We start from the raw sequence: 19,824 nt of genomic DNA, 5'->3' as shown, positions 1-19,824 counted from the left end.
TACCTTTTTACGCATAGATAACGCATTAATTTAAATGAGGTTTTAAGGTGAGTAGAGAGAAGAAAAGTGGTGCGAAAATCTCTGGGAATCCACGAAAACGACAAGCTAAGGAAAAGGCAGACTTGTCCCTCAAATCAGAGGAAACCAGACGGAAAGCCCTACTAATGTCCAAGGTGGGTGAGTGTACAGATGAAGCTCTAAGATTGATGGAGCTTTTCGAAGAGCAACACTCCGAATCTCCTGGATTTCTCTACGATGAAATACCCTATATGATTACTTTAAGTGCAATAGTTATGCATCGCGCAGCCTGTGAATTATATGGCGAACCAGAGAAATATAACATTTCTGAACAGCTTGATATTCTAGAACTGACACCTGCTATTAGAGCAGAAATTGAATTTTTCCTGATTAAAAACCAGATGGATAAACCTGAAACCTGGTCAATTTTTGATAAGGAGTCGGGGTTTGACGCTCAGTGGAACAAAAACTCACGCTAACAGGGTAGTGACCGTGCAGCCGCGATAACCCCAACAAAATTAGCTTGTAGGTTAATTTTATATTGCATGGAATTAGCCTGTAAGTTAATGTTATAGGGTGCATATTACAATGCTTGTCTGAGGTACTTAATGAAACTGGTAAGTCATAAAGACCTGCACACCGAGTGGATGCAGGATGCTGAATACAACACGGCATGGAAGGAAGACGAACGCAAGGAGAAACTCAGGGGGCTTCTTGCAGAATGGCGTAAGCAAGAAAACCTGACAAAAGCGCAAGTTGCCGAGCGAATGGGCGTTACTCCTCCGGTTATCTCTCGTCTGGAAAACAACATCACTAGGGCGAATATCGATACGCTTACTCGTTATGCCCACGCTTGCGGTATCAAAAACCCTGTTATTGCCCTCTACTGAATGGAGAGCCAACTATGAATAGCACCACGCATTACGAAAACGCCAATTTCCTGCGTGAACTGGCCGAAAGCCTGCCCCGCATTCTGCCGGAAGGTAGTTCTGACAAGGCCGCACTATTGCAACGCCTGGCTAATGAAGAACTGGCGCAGGCTGAATACGACGAACAGGTACGTGCAAAGGTTGCAGCAGCTCGCGCTGATAAGCGGCCGGGAATGAGTACCGCGCAGCTGCGCCAACAACTACAGGCGCGTTACCAGGAACTGCGCGATGATCTATGAAATAGAATGGCGTCCAGGAGCCGTCGAGGATATGGCGGCGTTGTTTGAATATCTGGCCGAGAATGCGTCTCTCTGGGATGCTAGGAACGTGACAGATCGCCTGATCGCTGCAACCGAGCGCTTGGTGGATTATCCTCGCCTGTACGAAACCGATGAACGCTATGGTGACGGTGTTCGCCGTATTAGCTTACTTGGTCAGCATGTGCTTTACGAAGTGAATGATGAAGCCCGGTGCGTCAATATCCTGGCGGTTGTAGGCCAGCGTCAGAATCTCCGATTCATTCTCTGAGTGCCCGGATGGGCGCTCAGGCCACCGATAGCCAAACGGACACAGCCACCCCCTTTTTTGTTTCGGTCAGTCCCCAAATTTGGTTCGCACTGGCAGAATTTAACGGCCTTCACCCATACGTTTTCAGTTTATAATTTATTTAAAAATATGTATTCAGCAAGCTGTGAGCAGAGGATAAAATCCGAAAGTAAATTATACTGCCTGCCGGATATCGACTCAATTTCTGACCATGAAGAAATCACGGTCGGGAAGAATTTTGCTTCAGGGGAAAATAACGAGTATTAATGACGGCAATGTTGACTTCACAAGGCGTACCATCATCAAGGAAAACGGTTTCATATATTTCCATGACGGCATCATTGTCTTTTAATTCCAGACAGTTAATAATGAATTCATCCGAGATATTGATTGCAGTTAAATTTTGCTCACGGCGTTGTACTTTTTTTCCCGTGATACTTTCAATATATGAGTACTTTGAAAATTCCAGTTCACTGACTTCCATGTTTTCAAACATATGAACCGGAAGATGTACGTATTCAAGAGCAACAGGGATATCATCAAAACACATGAGACGTAAGATTTTATAGACCTGGTCACTGTTTTTAATACGCAGTGACTGTGCCATTTCCGGAGTCGGCACTTTTATTATGCCAAATTTAATGATCCGTCTTATTCCCTTATGCCCGCTTTTCTGCGCCTGAAAATCAAATGGAGAAAGCGCATGAAACTTTCCGGAATGGTTGCTTCTCCCTGTAGAGCCCACAAACAGCCCCGAGCCTTTAACGCGATAAATACGCTGTTGCTCGATTAAAAGGCGGGTCGCTTCCCGAACAGTAGCTCGTGTGATGCCAAGATTCCGCGCTATGGCGATCTCTGTATCCAGTTTATCTCCTGGTAACAGACCATCCTCCTTAATTTTAAGCAGAATATAATCAACCACCTCTTTTTGCTTCTCTGTAATGCCATCAACCATCTACGTTTTTCCTAACCAGTTAAGCTGTGGCTTATGAATTGCCAGCTTTACATGTATGCCTGAGTGGGTTTCACCAAAACCAGCCTGTTCTTAACAGATTGTGATGAAGTTAACGAATTTGAACTAAAAAAACCACCTGTCGATTAAATTTTCACATGAAATATTGTGTCCGGATACGTCTGTGTGCATCATTAAATGACTATACATGTTAAACATGTATATACTACTTTGTTAAGGGCATGAGCACAACGCCATTGCTAAATATTTTAAATAAAACATATAGTTATTTGTGGTTCGGGCAGGTTAAACCTCTTCTGGTTATCCTGTGGTAAAAGATGAACTTAAGTCTGTTACATGTCTGGTTAGGTGTGGTTGTCCGTACATCTTCAAGAAACAGTTCTTATACACCGAGCAAAGAGAGAGAGAAGCATGTCAAACAGAAAGTTAGCGAATGCCATCAGAATGCTGAGCATTGATGCCATACAAAAGGCAAACTCCGGCCATCCCGGCGCGCCAATGGGGATGGCTGATATTGCTGAAGTTATCTGGCGTCGCCATTTGCGACATAACCCAAAAGACCCGCAATGGTTCAACCGCGATCGCTATGTTCAGTCTAACGGTCACGGTTCAATGCTAATTTATTCTCTGTTGCATCTTACGGGTTACGATCTTTCTCTTGATGATATTCGCAACTTCCGCCAGCTCCACTCCCGTACCCCGGGGCATCCGGAATATGGCTATACCCCGGGCATCGAAACCACCACGGGCCCTCTGGGTCAGGGGGTGGCCAATGCGGTGGGCATGGCTATTGCGGAGAAAGCGCTGGCAGCTGAATTTAATAAACCTGGCTTTGATATTGTCGATCACCATACCTGGCTGTTCATGGGCGACGGTTGCCTGATGGAAGGCATTTCGCATGAAGCGTGCGGCCTCGCCGGGACCCTCAAACTGGGGAATCTCATTGCCGTCTGGGACGACAATGGCATCTCTATTGATGGCCATGTTGAAGGCTGGTTCTCAGAAGATACCGCGGCCCGCTTCCGCGCCTACGGCTGGCACGTCATTGAAGGAATTGATGGTCACGATCCTGACGCGGTAGATGCCGCCGTGCGCGAAGCGAAGGCTGTCACCGATAAACCCAGTCTGCTGTGTTGCAAAACGATTATCGGGTTTGGTTCACCAAATAAAGCCAACAGCCATGAATGCCATGGTTCAGCTCTGGGCGCAGCGGAAGTTGTCCTTGTCCGGGAACAGCTTGCCTGGCCGTATGCACCCTTCGAGATCCCGGAAGATATTTATGCTGCATGGGACGCGACCGAAAAAGGTTCGGACATTCAGCGTGAATGGAATGACCTATTTACTGCTTATGAAAAGCAGTGGCCTGAACTGGCTGCAGAATTCACGCGCCGTATGAAAGGAGAGCTCCCGGCAGACTGGAAGGACAGTATGCAGAAATATGTCCGCGATCTTCAGGCTCATCCGGCCTCTCTGGCCACCCGTCAGGTCAGCCAGAACTGCCTGAATTTTCTGGGAGACAAACTGCCTGAACTGATGGGGGGATCGGCTGACCTGTCACCGTCCAATCTGACGCGACATCAGCACTCTGTCGATTTCACAGCGCTGAATGCGGCAGGTAACTACATTTCTTATGGTGTACGTGAGTTCGGAATGTCCGCCATCATGAATGGCCTGGCGCTGCACGGAGGCTTCATTCCGTATGGCGGGACTTTCCTGATGTTTATGGAATACGCCCGTAATGCCCTGCGCATGGCTGCCCTGATGAAAATTCGCTCAGTCTTTGTATACACGCACGATACCATCGGGCTTGGTGAGGATGGTCCGACACATCAGCCTGTTGAACAGTTAGCGTCACTGCGTCTGACGCCCAATATGGAAACGTGGCGCGGCTGCGACCAGGTGGAGGTCGCCATCGCCTGGCAGCAGGCTATTGAACGGCAAAATGGTCCGTCCGCCCTTATCCTGACCCGCCAGCCACTGCAACAGCAGGAAAAGAACGAAGAGCAGTTACATAATGTCGCCCGTGGCGGGTACGTCCTGCTTGACTGCGAGGGCATCCCGGACCTGATCCTCATCTCTGCCGGCTCGGAAATTGAACTGGCTGTCGCTGCCGCCCGCACCCTAATGCAGGAAGGTTATCAGATCCGCGTGGTGTCCATGCCCTGTACCGAACGCTTTGATGCACAGGACGAAAGTTATAAGGCTTCCGTTCTGCCACCTCAGGTACGTAAACGCCTTGCCGTTGAAGCCAGCATTGCGGGGTTCTGGGAACGCTACGTTGGGTTAGACGGGAAAGTCATTGGTATGGAGACTTTCGGTGAATCCGCGCCAGCTGGCGTCCTGTTTAAGTATTTTGGTTTTACCGCCGAAAATGTGACAGATACTGCCAGAAACATGCTGAAGTAAGCTGGCTGCGTAATATATATCAGACAGTAAAAGGAGAAAGTATGTCAGCGATATCTAGCTGGTTAAATGAAAGTAAAGTGCAGTTTGTTTCGTCGGTATCTGACTGGAAAAGCGCTATCCAGCTTGCCGGTCGCCCTTTACTGGATGAGGGCGCAATTTCACAGTCGTACATCGACGCAATTATTCAACAAAAAGAAGCAACAGGCCCGTATTTTGTCATTGCGCCCGGTATTGCCATGCCTCATGCCCGCCCAGAGCAGGGTGCGTTATCTCTGGGGCTGTCTGTGCTGAAAATCGGCGAGCCTGTCAACTTTGATTCTGAAGAAAATGGTCCAGTGGTTGCTGTATTCATGTTTTCAGCCCCTGACAGCAACAGTCATATTGAGATGATTTCTCAACTTGCAGAAGTCCTGTCCGATGATGACATGATGGAAAAGGTGTTCGCCGTGCAAAGTACTGACGAACTGCAGGCGCTTTTACTCAGCAAAAAATGACGTTCGGTTTATTTAACTCAATCAATCAGTGTGAGGTTTACTATGAAAATTATGGCGGTATGTGGTGCAGGTCTGGGGAGCAGCTTCATGATGGAAATGAACATCAAAAAAGTGCTCAAAAAAATCAACATCACTGCAGAGGTCGATCATTCTGACCTGGGTTCAGTCACACCTGATCTGGCGGACGTTTTTGTGATGGGCAAAGACATTGCATTCAGCGCAAATCTTCCGGAAAGCAAGGTCATTGTCATCAATAACATCATTGACCTGAATGAAGTCGAACAAAAAATAAAAGGCTACTTTGAACAGCAATAATTAAGAACAGTCTGGAAAAATACCCTGCAGCGGAGGTAAATATGTTTTTTCAGTTTATTGTGGATGTCATGAAGGTCCCATCGATCCTGGTCGGACTGGTGGCGCTGTTTGGCCTGGTCGCCCAGAAAAAATCTTTTCCTGACGTCATTAAAGGCACGATTAAAACCATTCTGGGTTTCCTTGTTTTGTCCGGTGGGGCAGCGGTCCTTGTGGGCTCACTGTCTCCCCTGGGGGATATTTTCAAACAGGCGTTTGATGTTCAGGGGATCATTCCTAATAACGAGGCCATGGTATCAATTGCACTGGAGAAATATGGTGCGCCAACGACACTGATTATGGCTTTTGGTATGGCCGCCAATATCGTTGTGGCCAGATTTACCCGTTTAAAATATATCTACTTATCCGGACATGTGACCTTCTATCTGGCGTGTATGGTTGCCATTATTCTCTCTGTTGCAGGGTTTGAAGGCGTACAGCTGATTTACACGGGCTCCCTAGCCCTCGGGATGATGATGGCTATCTTCCCGGCTATTGCGCAACCTTATATGCGTAAGATTGTGGGTAATGACCAGGTTGCACTGGCTCATACAGGTACGGTGGGTTACGTCCTGTCAGGCTGGATCGGTTCGCTCGTCGGTAAAGGTTCAAAATCTACCGAAGAAATGAACATGCCGCAGAACCTGAGTTTTCTGCGTGACAGCACCATCTCCATCTCGCTGACCATGATGGTGATTTACCTCGTTCTGTCTGTGTCTGCCGGAAAGGAGTATGTTGAAAGCCATTTCAGTAATGGTCAAAACTATCTGGTTTACTCGTTTATTCAGGCCATCACGTTTGCTGCAGGTGTCTACATTATTCTGCAGGGGGTTCGGTTAATTCTGGCTGAAATCGTCCCGGCGTTTACCGGATTTTCAGAAAGACTCGTCCCAAATGCCCGACCGGCACTGGACTGTCCTATCGTTTTCCCGTATGCGCCAAATGCAGTTCTGGTAGGATTTATCTCCAGCTTTGTGGGAGGGCTGGTCGGCTTGTTTATTCTGGGGCAGCTGAAATGGGTTCTGATTCTGCCGGGCGTGGTTCCCCACTTCTTCTGTGGTGCAACAGCCGGTGTCTTCGGTAACGCCACCGGGGGGAAACGAGGTGCAATTATTGGTGCCTTTGCGCATGGGATCCTGATTACGTTCCTGCCTGTTGCATTGTTACCGGTACTGGGTGCTATCGGCCTGACGAATACAACATTCTCTGATACAGACTTTGGTGTTGCGGGCATTGTGCTGGGTAATATGGCCAGATTTATGAATCCGGGCATGATTACTGCCACTATCACCGGTATATTTGCTGTTCTGGTTATTTATAACTTTATAGGTAAAAAGAAAGTTGTAACTGAATAACACTCAAGCTTTTGCAATAAAATAATAAACATCTGGCCCGAGCTTATCACGGTCAGATGTTTGTTTATCATGGTTTCTTATATAAGGCGCAGGGAAATTCTTTCTGGGATGTTTATCGGTCTGGTATTTCGGAATATATCCTGCGCCTTACCTGTAGCCTGGTCTAATAATTCTCTATATCCAAACTGCCCCAAGTATAGCTTCAGCGGCGTGGTGGGATTTAGAGGCAGGAGTTAATTTTATAACACATTGAAAATGTTAAAAAAGTACAGATAACGAGGATTATGTTAAATAAATCAATTGCTTATGATTAACGCTAGGGTTGATTGACCGTCATCCAGTATTTTGCCCCATGCCATCATCCCCCCTTCAGTGATGTGATATTCTTATCTTGTTGAATGTTGTCCTATCTTACCAGTCATGTTAGGGAGCGTTACCGTGAACAAAATGAAAGTATTGGGTGCCGGCTGTGTCCTGCTGGTTTCTGCGTCTGCTCTGGCTGCCGAGCAGGACATATCCATCCAGGGAAAGCCTCTGCAGGTGGTGACTGCTGATGGTAAAAACCATTCGCTGGCTACGTGTGGTGACTACCTTTCTTTGCAAGAAAATAAGCAGCAGATCGCTTCTATTACCGGATTGTCCAATCGCGATTATGTCGAAGCCCAGGACTCGCTGATCCAGTGCAACATTCAAAATTATGTAACTCAGCATCAGTATGCGCCAATTACTGGCTCTGCCGTGCCGAGTATTCAACAAGTGGTGGCACATTTGCCGGCCAGCACAGCGCTGGCCGTCTCGGATGATGAGGTTACGAAGCTCAAGGCCAAGGGACAGGGTAAAACGCTGCAGGAATGGACACCAAGTCTGAAGTTGAAGGAGAACCGGATGGTGTCGGACAAGGACCAGGTTGCCTATGCCGTAAGCCAATATCAGGTATTCAAAAACCCGCAGGGGCAGTCACTGACGTTCATCACCCTAGGTTCAGGGGTGATCGGCGGTACGTTAGGGACATTGTCCACTTACCGTATCGACGACATGAAAGGCAAAGTTTGGACGGTTATACCCGTCACTGAGAACACGCCACTATAATGATGAAGCCCCCGCTTCCGGGGGCGATAGGTATCACTTAGCGGGCGTTTAGCAGTTGATCCCGCGTGGCATTGTTTCGATCATCACCGACAGTGGTTCTGTGAGACTCCGCAGCAGCGGCAGCCCAGTCACGGCGGTTAACGGCATCGTTAAACCGCGGGAAGCGATCCCGCAATCGCGTAATACCCATGTTATAAGCCATGTCATGCAAGGCAACTTTGGCGTTTTCAGGAAAACCGTCAAAGCCAGCATAGAGTCCCCGCAAACCCGCTCGGTCGCTGTTAATGTGTTTAACCGCCAGCGCGCCGATCTCTGCGTCATTCAGTACCATTGCACTTCCAGACCATTGCACCGTCTTCTGGCGCTGGGATAGAGTTTTGTTATTAAATATATTTTTTACGCCCTGATAAGCCGAACGAATGTCAGCGTCAGAGGCATTCACATAACCTACTAATTCGTCACCGTGGGCACGCGTAACTCGACGGTTTTGAAAGCCCAATCGCGTTGCTGCTTCTGGTGTCGACAACAGCGAACCGATCCCGACGGTCACGTTGCCCAATGTATCGGCATACATATTGTGGGATAATCCCTCCCAACGCAGCGTGTTGTTAAAAATCGCTGTTAGCTCTGAGGTGTCAAGACTAGGAGCATCTGAAGATAGAGAGCCCACATCAAAGCGGCCGGAATAAGCCCCTGTGCCGGATTCATTCCCACCATTGCTGCCGCCATTGCCCCCGCCTGAACCGCCGTTACCGCCAAATTCATTAGGATTATAATTACGCACATCGCCATAAGGTGTATGGCTCACACCCCAGCCTGAACCGCTATTTGGATCACTCATGATAGTTCCTTATTAAATAGGTTAACGAGGTTATGGTTTAATCCGAACGCCAAACTTAAAAGAAGGCAGTAACCGGATAGAAATGAGTGTATTCCTGTGATTTATATAAAGCACCGCTGGGAGGATGTGGAGAACACCACACAACAACGGGAATTTTAGGGATATTAAAAGGTGGGTAGATTATTTTAAAATGAGGGCGATTAAATAATGGTCACAATACAATTTTTTCTGGGTTTATTGACCTCAATCCAACATTTTTCCCCGCGCCATCGTCACCCCTTTCAGCGATGTGATTTCTTAGCTCGTTGAATGTTGTCCTGTTTTACCCTATTCAGTCAGGAGACGGTCAGCTGTGTGCTTGAGCCAGTTATACAGTTGTTTTTCCTCTTCTTCTTCGTCTTCCTTCGTGGCATAGATATTGACTTCCCGTCGCTCGATGGTTAGGAATCTGGATCGCGTTTTTTCGGAGCGACTGGCCATGAACGTCGGCGTACAACAGCCCCTGATGACGTGGGGCTGTGCAGATTTATGGGTAAAAATAACCATTACGGGGGCGTTTTAATCTAAAACCCATTTTTTAGGCGTACTAATCCAGAGACGGGATCTGAAACCATCGTTTCTTTGCCAGCCGGTGCAGCCTGTCTGACAGCAGTTTGGTGGCATGCTCGCCCGCCATGGCGCCGGCAAAACGCAGCCAGCCTTTGCAGAGGATGCACTGGTATGGGTCGGTGCCCAGGAAACTTTTCATCAGCACCGCGAACCCGGGCCGCTTCGGTTTCTCCCGTACCGTCATCTCCAGCGCCCGGGGAAACGCCTTCACGCGAGCCAGTACCGTTTCTCTCATTTTTGACCTTCCCTTCCCTTTCCTTCATTCACCTGTATTCTCAGCGGTAGTCCGGCATCATAGGCGGCCTGATACCACGCGGCGACCTGCAGCGCATCCCCTTCAACACGCGTGAGAGTACCATCCGAGAGCCACAGCTGCAGGCAGGGGGGGCCGTCGAGCCGCACCACAAACGCCCCACGGCAGGCGGTATAGGTAATGCCGGCGATCACCAGTTCCTGGTCGGCCAGGGTGTCGGCCGGGCGAACCGGCAGCACGCGCACGTCGTCCCGGCGCTGCTGTTCGCGCGCGGCCGCCAGTTCGTCAGCCAGCAGCGGCGTGGCCACCGCCCGGCCCGCGTCCGTCAGTTCAACCGCCAGCTGCAGTGAGCTTCTGTTGCGCAGGGTGCGCAGCCAGCCGGCGGCTTCCATGCGGCGGCAGGAGCCGCGCAGGTTGTTGCCGTAGACCGGGGCATCCCCGCCCTGCGCCAGCAGCCGCTCAATATCTTTCGTCGCCACCGGCCCCGGACGTTTCGCATTGAGAGCGGCCAGCACAATCAGCACCCGCCGCTGCAGCGGCGACGGACGGCGGGCGGTTACCGCTGTCATGCTCTGCCCCGACGCTGACGGATGAGCGATTTCAGCTGCGCGAGGTCAGCCTTCACGCGGTCAAATCCGGCGTCTTTCGGCAACCCCTGGAGTGCAAAGATGTGCCACATCTGCACAATGCCGTCGGCTTTCATCCACTGATGAGCATTCCACTCACTGCTGCCGTCGAGTTCACATTTTTTAATTTCGTCTTCGGTGATCTTCAGCAGTTGTTCGTAGCTGAGAGAAAAGTTCTGTTCCTGATCCATCCTGCACGCTCAGTCTGATAATGTCCGGTAAGTAAAAAATCATATCACGAATGATTTTAAACTGAATGAGTGAACATCATATTAGATATGATTTTGCGATTAATGATAAACATCATATTAGATGTGATTTTATGTATGTTGTTTAATTATCATATCATCTGCGGATTTTCCGCCGCGCAGATCCGATTTCCGGCATAAGCGGATCCCTTGCACCCAATGACTGGATGGTTTTACATTCGCGTGAATAATATTGTTTCGCTTCAGACTGCCAGATAAAGGGATCTTGAATGCACTTTTATGTAGATGAAACCGGCCATACCGGCCCGAACCTTTTTGACCCCACTCAGCCGGTGCTTTCTTACGGTGTGCTTTCCTCGCCGGATGACCTGGACAAGGTTGCCGAAGCAAAGCTTGCTGTTTTGCGTAAGAGACTGGGAGTGCAACGCCTGCATGCCGCAGAACTGGGCAAACACCGCCTTGATGAGGTGGTTGATACGCTGCTTATCCTGCAGAAGAAGCACCGGATACGGTTTGATATCTGGCAGGTGGTCAAACGCGATCACGCCATCATTTCATTCTTTGATCAGGTGTTCGATCAGGGCATGAACCGGGTGGTGCCCTGGACGGCCTACTGGACTCCGCTGCGCTATCCGTTGCTGCTGAATCTGGCAAATCTTTTTGATGACGAGCTGGCAGAAAAAGCGTGGCGCGCCCGCCTTGAGCCCAATAATGAACGTTCATCCGCGCTTTTCAGCGAGGTCTGTGGTGTGTTGCTTCAGCGAGTCGATACTTTGGGTGACGCCCGATCAGTTGAAATCATTACCGATGCTCTGTCCTGGGCGATGGTCAACTTTGATGATCTAAGCTACAACTGCAAAACCAACAAAGATAAGCTGCAGATCATGCCCAACATGATTGGATTCCAGTCCGTCCTGCACGGAATTTGTTACCGCCTGGGGGCGCCCAACCGCAAGGCAAATATCATTGTGGATCAGCAGTCGCAGTTCAACACCACCCAACGGGAGCTCGGCGTCTTTTATCGTCAGATCCGCGAGCAGCCGTGGGTGCTGGGGCCCGGCCTGCCGGTGATGGACATGAAGAACATGCCGGAGAAACCGCTGGTCTTCCAGTCCGGTACCCAGAGTGCCGGGCTGGAGCTGGTTGATATCTATCTGTGGATCTTCAAGCGTTTTATGGAAGAGAAAGAGCTGACCAAACCGCTCACCCGCCTGGTTTACACCAACCTCAAAACGGCCAGAACGGACAGTGTTTCGCTGAAATCGATCGGTATCCGGTTTAAGGAATTTTTTGGAAACCTACCGGCGCCGACGGCAGAAATGATGCAAAAAGGGCGCGAGCTCATCGAGTTCGACGAAGCGCGGCGTCTACAACATCGCGTGCCTGTACCCTCCCAGCCCTGACTGTCCGTCTCCCTTGGCCGCCCGCATGGTGCAGGATCGGGCGGCCGCCGTCGAACAGTGAAAACACTCGGCGGCGCTTATCTGCTCCGTCCATTTAATGGTTTAAATAATATGGATTTATTCAGCTACCTGACGCTCGTTTTGCCCGATTTAATCCCCGATCGTTGCCACGTCCATTTCGCGTCGATAAACGACTACGACGAAGATCCGTTGACCGAGTTTGAACACGGCACTTTCGATGAATGGCAGTGCTGGCAAAAGAAAAAGGTATTCAGGCGCCCGTATGTGGTTTCGTTGATCCAGACGGAGAACAAGCTGCGCTGGATGTACGCCGGAACCTATGAGACCGGTGAGTTGCCGTGCGTGATGGAGTCTGTCAGTGGGCGTGATGAGGCCTATTACCGCTATGTGCTGGCGCCTGTCACTGCCCTCAGCGAGTATGCCGGCCGGCTTCATGTGTCACGGGCGCCGGCGGCCAATGCCCGCGTGTTTGTCCGGCGGGGGGAGGCTGTGGCCCCGTATCTGGCGATCACCGACATCTCCCCGGCCCGCCGCACCTTGGGCCGCTTTCCGGGCTACCGGGAGGTGTGCATTGACATGCGGACACTCGGGTTGATCCTCCGGGAAGATAACCGGTCGTGGATCCGCGCGCTTTCTGACGTCAAGGGGATATACCTGCTGACCGATGAGGAGGGTGGGAAGCTGTATGTGGGTAAGGCGGATGGCGCCGATGGCTTATGGGGACGCTGGATGAGCTACCTCCGAACCGGGCATGGCGGCAATGCCGGCTTGAAGGAGGCATTCGGCGATCTCGCGGGCCCGTGGTTAGAACAGGTCAAATTTTCCGTGCTTGAGGTCATGGGGTTGAACTGCGAAGAGGGGGAGATTGACCGGCGTGAGGCGCACTGGAAACGGGTGTTGCTGACGCGCCGCTTTGGTCATAACCGGAACTGACCGCCCGATGCTGCGGCCAGGCGCCGGTTATCCCGCCGCCTGGCCGTTCGAGCGTCAGCGCCTTTTCATTTGCCCTACCGCCGGCGTACCACAAACAGGTCGCCGATGGCCGGTTTGTGGGTGAAGATGCGCGCGTGGGCAGTGGTCATCGTGTACCAATGCGTTTGCAGGCGTTCGAACGTCTTATCGACATCACTTTTCAGCGTGTGCCTTTCCTCCCACAATACGTCAACTTTCCCGCTGATATGCGGGTCTTCACCTTCCAATCCCGTATACCGATGCAGAATGTCTAGGTCGGAACTCAGAAGCGACTCCAGTTGGGCCGCCGCATGAACGGTGTCCCGAAAAGCCGCTTCTAGGTGTTCCAGGTGCGTTTTGTAACGGTCGGAAAATTGCAAACCGTAGGTGTTCAGGCGAAACGCGATACGCGCCACCGTGTGCTGACGTGTTTTTGCTGCGCTGGTTGAATCCGTCAGTGGATCCACAGCCTCCATATACGCCCCGTAATTGTAGGTTGTGACGTCGTCATGAAGTACATCAAAGTATGCCTTTGCTTGCTTGGCATCCGCCAACAATCGGTTATCTTCACTCAGCGAGATGTAATGATCGTTGACCAGTCGGATCGCCTCCTTATAGCCTTCCTGTGTCGTCAGCTGCGGCAACCAGCGTCGCGCCACGATGAAGGCCCCGACCGCACCGACGGCCACGATACTGTTGGTCACCACGGCCAGCCAGTCGGCGGCGCTGCCGGTCTCTGCCAGGCCAAACAGCAGGACTCCCACCAAAAGTACCAGGCAGGTCAGCGCTGCACTGATCACGGCCGTCAGGGCTACATCCCCTGCCCCGCGGGTTATTTTGCGCCAGCATGCCGGCACCCTCATGCGTCCTGCGTCCGGCGCGTCGGGCTCGTTCGGGCGGATCGGTATCACATCGGCAGTGTGTTGTACCGTGCCCGTAACGCGGCCTTTCCTGCCCTTGATACGGCTGAACAGTGTCATCATTTCCCCCTGCAGTCTCCGTGGCCGGCGGAGGGTGAGTACGGGGTATTCGGCCAGTCGCGGTATGCCGGCTGGATCTCCCCGGACACCAGTACCGGTGGACGCTCAGGTTTGACGTTCTGGCCTGCCGCTGCCAACAGACCGTCAGCCGTCTTCTTCAACCAGCCATACAGTCGATGGCCGTCACCCGGAATGACATCGAGAGTCACTTCACGCGTGGTGATCGCGCCTTCCAGATTGCGAACCTTCTGCAGTAAGGCGCCTATCTGTCCGCCGGACTCTACCGGCTCCGCCACAATCCAGTCGTCATACCCGTCAAACTGATCCAGCGTCAGGTCGATGTAGTCCCCGTCCAGGGCGACAAAGACATGACCACGTTCGACTGCATTTTCAATCCACCGCAGGGCGATGACATAGGGAAACAGTTTGTCGTCGTGATCCATCAGGTACCGGACCAGTGTCTGGCTGGCCAGCTCACAGCAGCCGCGCGGAAATGCCTTCAAATCGTTGCGCCAGAGGCGCGGTACCGGTTCACCGGAACGTTCGCCGGCGGCCAGCTTCAGCGCCCGGCGGAAAGCCTTCACGCGGGCCTCGGTTTCCGCTCTCATGGCTTCACCTTCCCGTCGCCGCGCGCCAGCGTCAGCAGCTCGGCCTGCAGGGTGCGAGTTTCCTCGCGCACGCCTTTCAGCTCGGCCTTGGTCTCCTGCAGCAGCGCTGCCTGGTGCTCGCCGGTGGCGGTCAGCCGGGCGATCTGCTCACGCAGCGGCCCGGCCTCGGCACGCAGCTCGCGCACCTCCTGCAGCAGGCGATCGCGCTCGGCCACCACCTCGCGCAGCACCGCCAGCTCGCTCTCAAGCCGGGCCACGGTCGCCAGCGCGGCGTCGCGCTCCTGGTCAGCCAGGGCGATATCCGCGTCGGCCTGCTCACGCGCCGCCAGGGTGTCGGCGTCGGCCTGTTTCACGGCCGCCTGCCACAGCAGCCCCAGTTGGCCGGTCAGCAGCTGCATCAGCTCTGCCGGCAGCGCCGGCGCCTGCTCCGCACGCTGTTCGCGCAGGCGGGCGCGGAACGCGCGCATCACCGGGGAGATGTGGGACAGGGAGCCGCCGCCAAGGTGCGCCCGTACCTGCTCGTTGGTCGGGTTCGGGGTGCCGGCGGCGATCAGGGCCGCGGCGGCGTCTTCAATACGGCGGACGGTGTCCGGGGAGAGTGGGGTCATGGTCAGGCTCCGGTCTTTCAGGTAATGCAGCCATCGTACTCCTGACGTAAAAATCCTACAATACACAATACACAATACATAATACATAATACATAATACATAATACATAATACACAATACACAATACACAATACACAATACACAATACACAATACACAATACACAATACACAATACACAATACACAATACACAAAATACAAATAATATATACAATACAGTATGTACTTACCGTACATACAATACAGTACATCTCTACAGGTTGTCCTTTTCCACGGTCAGATCCGTTTTCTGGTAGTCCCGGATCTGCCGATCGTTACCCTCCCCTATGGCACCGGTCACCACAACATGTGGTGGCTCTAATAGCTACATTTACTACCAGATATTGTGTTCATCCCGCTTTCTGAGGCCAGGCACACCACCGCCGAAAACCCCGCGTGGCGGGTTCCCCGACAGTGCTACACTTCCGGAAAGTCATAATACGTAGAAAAATCGGATCATGTCGGGACGGGTATCCGGTAATTTAATGGCGTGGTTATATTCCTGCTTATTATCAGATTGGTGATGTTTGCGATTTGAAACGATAAGACGAGAAATATTCAGGCGAGTGACTGACTCAGGGTTGTGCGCATACAGTTCTGCCGCACGTCATAATTACCATTAGTGACTACTACACTGAAAAGGAATAATTGATGGGTTTTGAGGAGCTGGTTGATACTCTCATCGCTGATGGCCACAAAACAGTATCGCTTGTTTCAAAAAAGCGTCTTATCGATGACGATGAGGAAACCTTTAAGGAGTATCTCATTCTTGATCAAAACGGAGATATTGTTGCCAAGAAAATATGTGTACCGGAAAGTTACGGCTGGTCAATGGTCTACTGGTCAGCATCTCAGTCAGGAACTTATTTTGAAGTTGAGATTGGAGAGATTGACCTAACTGACGGGGCTACAGCAAAAGGGTATTTCTTTCTGTTCGGTTGCGACTGACCAATTTCAGGCTGGCAGGTAAAAAATGGCGGACGGGATTTCTCAACAAGATAAGGAGCCCCGTATGGGGATGTTCGATACTGTCAATTTTCGCTACCGGATGCCGGATGGCGAAACTGAATCTGAATACCAGACTAAAGACCTGGACTGTGAATGTGCATTTTACGAGCTCTCCGCCGAAGGATGTCTGCTCCGCTGGCCGGATGACGCCGATGAACTTACCGAGACAAATGTCCATTTTCGCTTGCCTATGTCACAAACATGCTATATACAGTAATCTTTTAGGAGCTATTGATATGACATTGCCGTTTTATTCAAAAAACTTAATTTATTCATTATTTTTTTACTCATTGCTATTTATGATGGCAAATCACACGACAACGCTGTCCACGACTGAGTTGGTGTGCTTTGTTTTATTTGGGGTGTCCGCGTCAGCGCTGTTTCCATTCACTTTGTTTTTTATTAAAAGTAAATTTAGCCAGTTGGCCGGGGTGTTTAACTGGGTTAACTGGGGGTTTGTTATTTGTCTTGTGCTATCCATGCCGCCAATTGGCCTGTTTTTCTTGGTTTATTATTTCGCCAAGGTCGACCATTAAAAATAGCCGACCTTGCTTTCACTCTTACAGGGTCATGATGAGACTATTCATATTGCTTAAGTTTTCATCGGTAATAAGGGAGCCCACAACGGCCATAATAACAGCAAACCCAACAATACCAATAGGTGTAACAGCCATTGCACTAAAGGCTACGGCGACCAGGGCAGAAGCCACTTTTCCGACAATAATGCTCTCGCCGCTGATTATCGCATCATTCCACTCACCCGTTCTTACACCTTTTATCACACCTTTAACAAAACCACTCCATTGGATTGCATCACTCACAAAGCCAAAAGCTTTACCAAAATTCGCGAGCTGTTTTGCTATCTGCTCTTTATTTAACGACTCTAGAGCCTTAGCGATAGCTTCTCTGTCCTTTTGGTTTACCTTTTTATTAATGTTGTCTTTGTATTTATCAAATGCCTTAATTGCATCTTTGGCATTTCGCAGTGTTCTTCCTTTTGCCGTATCTGCTAGCTCTTTGGCTTCCTTAGCCAATTTTTCGCTATATTTTGATGCTAATTCTTTGTAAAAGTCAGCGACTTTACTGACTGCATCTTTAATTGCATCCTCCTCTTTCTTTTTCGCTTCTTCAGCTTTACGCTTGGCTTCTGCGTCGGCCTTGCGTTTAGCTTCCGCGTCTTCCCGGGCCTTTCGTTCTGCACGTAAGGTGTTTAGCCGGTTTTCAGCCCCCATCTTTTCTCTGTTGGCTTGATCTAATCGCTGCTGCGCCTGATTGGCTTCATTTCTGCTTTGGTTGGCTGCATTACGTTCGCGATCAATATCGCCTTGTTTTGCGTCGGCCTTAGCTTTCGCTAAATTCGACTTATTCTGTAGAGATCTGGCTAGATTAAAGGGAGGACTGCCGATCTGATTCATTGCCCCCGCTGCAACAAGCCTCTCAAAATCCACTTGAGCACTCTGCTGCTCCTGACGGAGTGCATTTTGCTCATTCTGTAAGTTATTAGCAGATGCATCGTGTCCAGTTGCGCGTTGTTCCGCATTATTTTTATCTTGTTGCGCCTGGTTAATATGCTGCTGCGCTTCATTAATTTGACGCTGAGCTGCGGCCTCTTGATTTTGTGCATCCCATTCAGCTTGTTTACGTTTAGCTTCTTCATCCGCACGACGTTGCGCTTCAGCCTTTTGAGCTTCTGCCTTTCGTTTAGCCTCTGCTTCCGCATCAGCTTTTGCTTTGGCATCTTTCGCGGCTTTTTCCTCTGCCTGTTTCTTCTCGTTTAAATAACGCCAAACCTGCTGCCACGCCTTATCTTTCTGTTCATTACGGGCAGACGTATTTCCACTCTCATGCCCCGACTCGAAGAAGGTACCTTTAATATCACCCTTATTATCAACAATCACGGAATACATATTATTCTCAACAATCGAATAATATTTGTGTTTATCACTATTATCTCCCCATAACTGCCCACCATCAGCAACATTAGGATGACCAGGCAATCCATTAAAGAAAACGCCGCTACCGGGTTGGCCATTCGCGCCCCCCCCATTTCCACCATTGCCTTTATCGTTAGGAGAAGGTTCATCAGGTTCAGCGTGTACGCCACTACCAATCACAATATGATTCCCACTGGATTCATTCGTCACCGGATTATCGGGTACCGCGTGATAACCGGGTTTAATTCCTACCGCTACGCCATTTTTATCGCGAATATACGGATCGCTGTGAGAGCCATTATTTGCACCGTTTCCATTACTGGAATTGTCACCGCCACCATTACCGTGAGAGCCCCCCCCCGGTTCAGTCCCCGTGCCATTTTCCGAACTCCAGCCGGAGCCATCACCTTTACCACCATAGTTAAATCCGCCCATATTTTTTCCTCATCGTATTATTTGAATTAATATAATTTATTAAACCATCCCGTCATGATCGAATATTGATATCAACATGACAGGTGACTCGCCAGGCATAATTTTACTCGCGTTATGTCTGATTGAGATAATACGCGCACGACAATGACAGATATAGGTGAGCCGACTGTGGGGTTTATGGCACACCATTAAAATGAACAACCAGAATCAATACGGGGGTTTTATGAACGTGGTGACAAGGGCTTTTCTCATCCCTGGATGAGGATGACGGCAAGGGGGCTGGCTTTTTGGGCTGGGCGAGCTGCTTTCATCGATAGGGGATCGGGGTTTCCGCTTTCTGTATTTTCCGGCAAGCCCCCTGCCCTGCCCCGCAGGCACAAGATGCGGGTGTTATTCCTTAACTATAGCCACTGCATGTTGTGTTTGCTACCCAGATCCCCTCCCCCGCGTTGCGTGCCGGTGTCGATTATTTGCTTCCGTTTTCTGGCATAATTCCAGAAGTCGGAAACAAAATGGATAGGCTGACCGATCACCGGCACGAATTATTTTCCGTGCGCCCTGCCCGTCCGGCGGCGATAATTTACACCACGGACGATCGGTGTCGGTTGAAATGCGAATTTCTGAGTGAAAATCCACTAAATTGCGCTACGTAAAATCTGAGCGCCTTCGTGGGGCGTAGTGCAGGAAGATTTTACGTAGCGCGATCTAGGCAAAGTTTCGCATGCGAAACTCTTTGTCTGCGCTCACTGTGGCCTGCCGTTAGAAGTTTTGTCTTCTCGTTACCGGATTCGAACTGGTGCAATATTAATTATAATATCCATGTTGATATAATAATTTATGCGATGTGTTCTGTTTTCTATGGCGGTTGCTGTGTAAGCCTGCCGGTAGCCTCGGTGAATGGAAGTTTCGCATGCGAAACTCGATGAAGCGATGTTTTGAGTATTCAGGAACCGATGTGGTTGGTTGAAACCAAGCATTAAAATAGAGGCGTCATGTCCAGTATAGAAGCTTACACAGGAAATTTAGACATCTGGTCTATGTTGGTATACACAGGCATTTTTGTGATATGCGGTTTTTTTATTCACGTTTCTATGGCGTTTATACCAGTACGTTGATGGAAAACCTTGGGGGCGGCGTA

Annotated in this window: 21 protein-coding genes and 1 pseudogene; 13 read left to right on the top strand and 9 right to left on the bottom strand. The window is 50.4% G+C overall.

All coding sequences use genetic code 11. From position 1 onward, the window contains the following. The first annotated feature begins 47 nt into the window (after positions 1 to 47). The 4 genes from JEM67_RS00495 to JEM67_RS00480 all read left to right on the top strand — a co-directional run bounded on the left by JEM67_RS00495 (position 48) and on the right by JEM67_RS00480 (position 1,475). Complete coding sequence (locus JEM67_RS00495; protein ID WP_199635001.1) at positions 48 to 497, top strand: hypothetical protein; 450 nt, start codon at positions 48 to 50, stop codon at positions 495 to 497. Between the two features lie 129 nt (positions 498 to 626). Then, positions 627 to 908 carry a helix-turn-helix domain-containing protein gene (locus tag JEM67_RS00490; RefSeq protein ID WP_199635000.1) on the top strand — a complete coding sequence of 94 codons (282 nt, stop codon included), beginning with the start codon at positions 627 to 629 and terminating at the stop codon, positions 906 to 908. A gap of 14 nt (positions 909 to 922) precedes the next feature. After that, positions 923 to 1,186 carry a plasmid stabilization protein gene (locus JEM67_RS00485; protein ID WP_199634999.1) on the top strand — a complete coding sequence of 88 codons (264 nt, stop codon included), beginning with the start codon at positions 923 to 925 and terminating at the stop codon, positions 1,184 to 1,186. Beyond that, positions 1,176 to 1,475 carry a type II toxin-antitoxin system RelE/ParE family toxin gene (locus JEM67_RS00480; RefSeq protein WP_199634998.1) on the top strand — a complete coding sequence of 100 codons (300 nt, stop codon included), beginning with the start codon at positions 1,176 to 1,178 and terminating at the stop codon, positions 1,473 to 1,475. Before JEM67_RS00485 ends, JEM67_RS00480 begins: the two co-directional genes overlap by 11 nt. Before the next feature lie 238 nt (positions 1,476 to 1,713). Here JEM67_RS00480 and JEM67_RS00475 read toward each other — a convergent pair whose 3' ends face one another. Then, positions 1,714 to 2,448 carry a GntR family transcriptional regulator gene (locus JEM67_RS00475; RefSeq protein WP_199634997.1) on the bottom strand — a complete coding sequence of 245 codons (735 nt, stop codon included), beginning with the start codon at positions 2,446 to 2,448 and terminating at the stop codon, positions 1,714 to 1,716. Positions 2,449 to 2,877: 429 nt separating this feature from the next. On the opposite strand from JEM67_RS00475, the gene tkt reads away from it, so the two are divergent. From tkt to JEM67_RS00450, 5 genes are all read left to right on the top strand, one after another. Beyond that, a complete protein-coding gene (gene tkt / locus JEM67_RS00470; RefSeq protein WP_199634996.1) occupies positions 2,878 to 4,872 on the top strand; it encodes a transketolase in 1,995 nt (664 codons plus the stop codon). A gap of 41 nt (positions 4,873 to 4,913) precedes the next feature. Continuing rightward, on the top strand, positions 4,914 to 5,366 hold the full coding sequence (locus JEM67_RS00465) for a PTS sugar transporter subunit IIA (RefSeq protein ID WP_199634995.1): 453 nt from the start codon (positions 4,914 to 4,916) through the stop codon (positions 5,364 to 5,366). Positions 5,367 to 5,408: 42 nt separating this feature from the next. Further along, the gene (locus tag JEM67_RS00460) at positions 5,409 to 5,681 is read left to right on the top strand and encodes a PTS sugar transporter subunit IIB (RefSeq protein WP_199634994.1); all 273 of its coding nucleotides are present in this window, start codon (positions 5,409 to 5,411) and stop codon (positions 5,679 to 5,681) included. 41 nt (positions 5,682 to 5,722) lie between these two features. Continuing rightward, positions 5,723 to 7,072: a PTS ascorbate transporter subunit IIC gene (locus JEM67_RS00455; protein WP_199634993.1), complete on the top strand. Its 1,350-nt coding sequence runs from the start codon at positions 5,723 to 5,725 to the stop codon at positions 7,070 to 7,072. 447 nt (positions 7,073 to 7,519) lie between these two features. Further along, a complete protein-coding gene (locus tag JEM67_RS00450; protein ID WP_233527580.1) occupies positions 7,520 to 8,161 on the top strand; it encodes a hypothetical protein in 642 nt (213 codons plus the stop codon). Between the two features lie 37 nt (positions 8,162 to 8,198). Here JEM67_RS00450 and JEM67_RS00445 read toward each other — a convergent pair whose 3' ends face one another. From JEM67_RS00445 to JEM67_RS00430, 4 genes and pseudogenes are all read right to left on the bottom strand, one after another. Continuing rightward, positions 8,199 to 9,002, bottom strand: a complete 804-nt coding sequence (locus JEM67_RS00445) for a hypothetical protein (RefSeq protein WP_199634991.1) — start codon at positions 9,000 to 9,002, stop codon at positions 8,199 to 8,201. Positions 9,003 to 9,588: 586 nt separating this feature from the next. Continuing rightward, positions 9,589 to 9,807: pseudogene (locus JEM67_RS00440) on the bottom strand (IS91 family transposase); the annotation flags it as partial. A 35-nt stretch (positions 9,808 to 9,842) separates the two neighbouring features. Beyond that, entirely contained in the window at positions 9,843 to 10,433 is a 591-nt protein-coding gene (locus JEM67_RS00435) for a hypothetical protein (RefSeq protein WP_199634989.1), read from the bottom strand. Further along, positions 10,430 to 10,681, bottom strand: coding sequence for a hypothetical protein (locus JEM67_RS00430; protein WP_199634988.1), 252 nt, complete (start codon positions 10,679 to 10,681; stop codon positions 10,430 to 10,432). Before JEM67_RS00430 ends, JEM67_RS00435 begins: the two co-directional genes overlap by 4 nt. A gap of 287 nt (positions 10,682 to 10,968) precedes the next feature. Here JEM67_RS00430 and JEM67_RS00425 point away from each other — a divergent pair, with 287 nt between their 5' ends. Together JEM67_RS00425 and JEM67_RS00420 are read left to right on the top strand one after the other, a co-directional pair. After that, positions 10,969 to 12,102, top strand: coding sequence for a DUF3800 domain-containing protein (locus JEM67_RS00425; protein WP_199634987.1), 1,134 nt, complete (start codon positions 10,969 to 10,971; stop codon positions 12,100 to 12,102). A 111-nt stretch (positions 12,103 to 12,213) separates the two neighbouring features. Continuing rightward, positions 12,214 to 13,056 (top strand): GIY-YIG nuclease family protein, encoded by an 843-nt coding sequence (locus JEM67_RS00420; protein ID WP_199634986.1) that lies wholly within the window; start codon positions 12,214 to 12,216, stop codon positions 13,054 to 13,056. 74 nt (positions 13,057 to 13,130) lie between these two features. Here JEM67_RS00420 and JEM67_RS00415 read toward each other — a convergent pair whose 3' ends face one another. From JEM67_RS00415 to JEM67_RS00405, 3 genes are read right to left on the bottom strand one after another with little or no spacing between them, the layout of a single operon-like run. Further along, on the bottom strand, positions 13,131 to 14,057 hold the full coding sequence (locus JEM67_RS00415) for a hypothetical protein (RefSeq protein ID WP_199634985.1): 927 nt from the start codon (positions 14,055 to 14,057) through the stop codon (positions 13,131 to 13,133). Then, positions 14,054 to 14,662: a hypothetical protein gene (locus JEM67_RS00410; RefSeq protein ID WP_199635068.1), complete on the bottom strand. Its 609-nt coding sequence runs from the start codon at positions 14,660 to 14,662 to the stop codon at positions 14,054 to 14,056. Before JEM67_RS00410 ends, JEM67_RS00415 begins: the two co-directional genes overlap by 4 nt. Then, positions 14,659 to 15,378 (bottom strand): DNA-binding protein, encoded by a 720-nt coding sequence (locus JEM67_RS00405; RefSeq protein WP_370576132.1) that lies wholly within the window; start codon positions 15,376 to 15,378, stop codon positions 14,659 to 14,661. The genes JEM67_RS00410 and JEM67_RS00405 overlap by 4 nt, the downstream gene beginning before the upstream one ends. A gap of 582 nt (positions 15,379 to 15,960) precedes the next feature. Here JEM67_RS00405 and JEM67_RS00400 point away from each other — a divergent pair. Further along, positions 15,961 to 16,257: a hypothetical protein gene (locus JEM67_RS00400; RefSeq protein ID WP_199634984.1), complete on the top strand. Its 297-nt coding sequence runs from the start codon at positions 15,961 to 15,963 to the stop codon at positions 16,255 to 16,257. Between the two features lie 107 nt (positions 16,258 to 16,364). Next, positions 16,365 to 16,853 (top strand): hypothetical protein, encoded by a 489-nt coding sequence (locus JEM67_RS00395; protein WP_426406330.1) that lies wholly within the window; start codon positions 16,365 to 16,367, stop codon positions 16,851 to 16,853. Between the two features lie 24 nt (positions 16,854 to 16,877). Here the strand turns inward: JEM67_RS00395 and JEM67_RS00390 are convergent, their stop codons facing one another. Next, a complete protein-coding gene (locus JEM67_RS00390) occupies positions 16,878 to 18,686 on the bottom strand; it encodes a colicin-like pore-forming protein (protein WP_199634982.1) in 1,809 nt (602 codons plus the stop codon). Between the last annotated feature and the right edge of the window lie 1,138 nt (positions 18,687 to 19,824).

Source organism: Serratia sp. PAMC26656, from assembly GCF_016469055.2.
GTDB lineage: Bacteria > Pseudomonadota > Gammaproteobacteria > Enterobacterales > Enterobacteriaceae > Serratia > Serratia plymuthica.
This window is presented reverse-complemented; position numbering and strand designations above follow the sequence as displayed.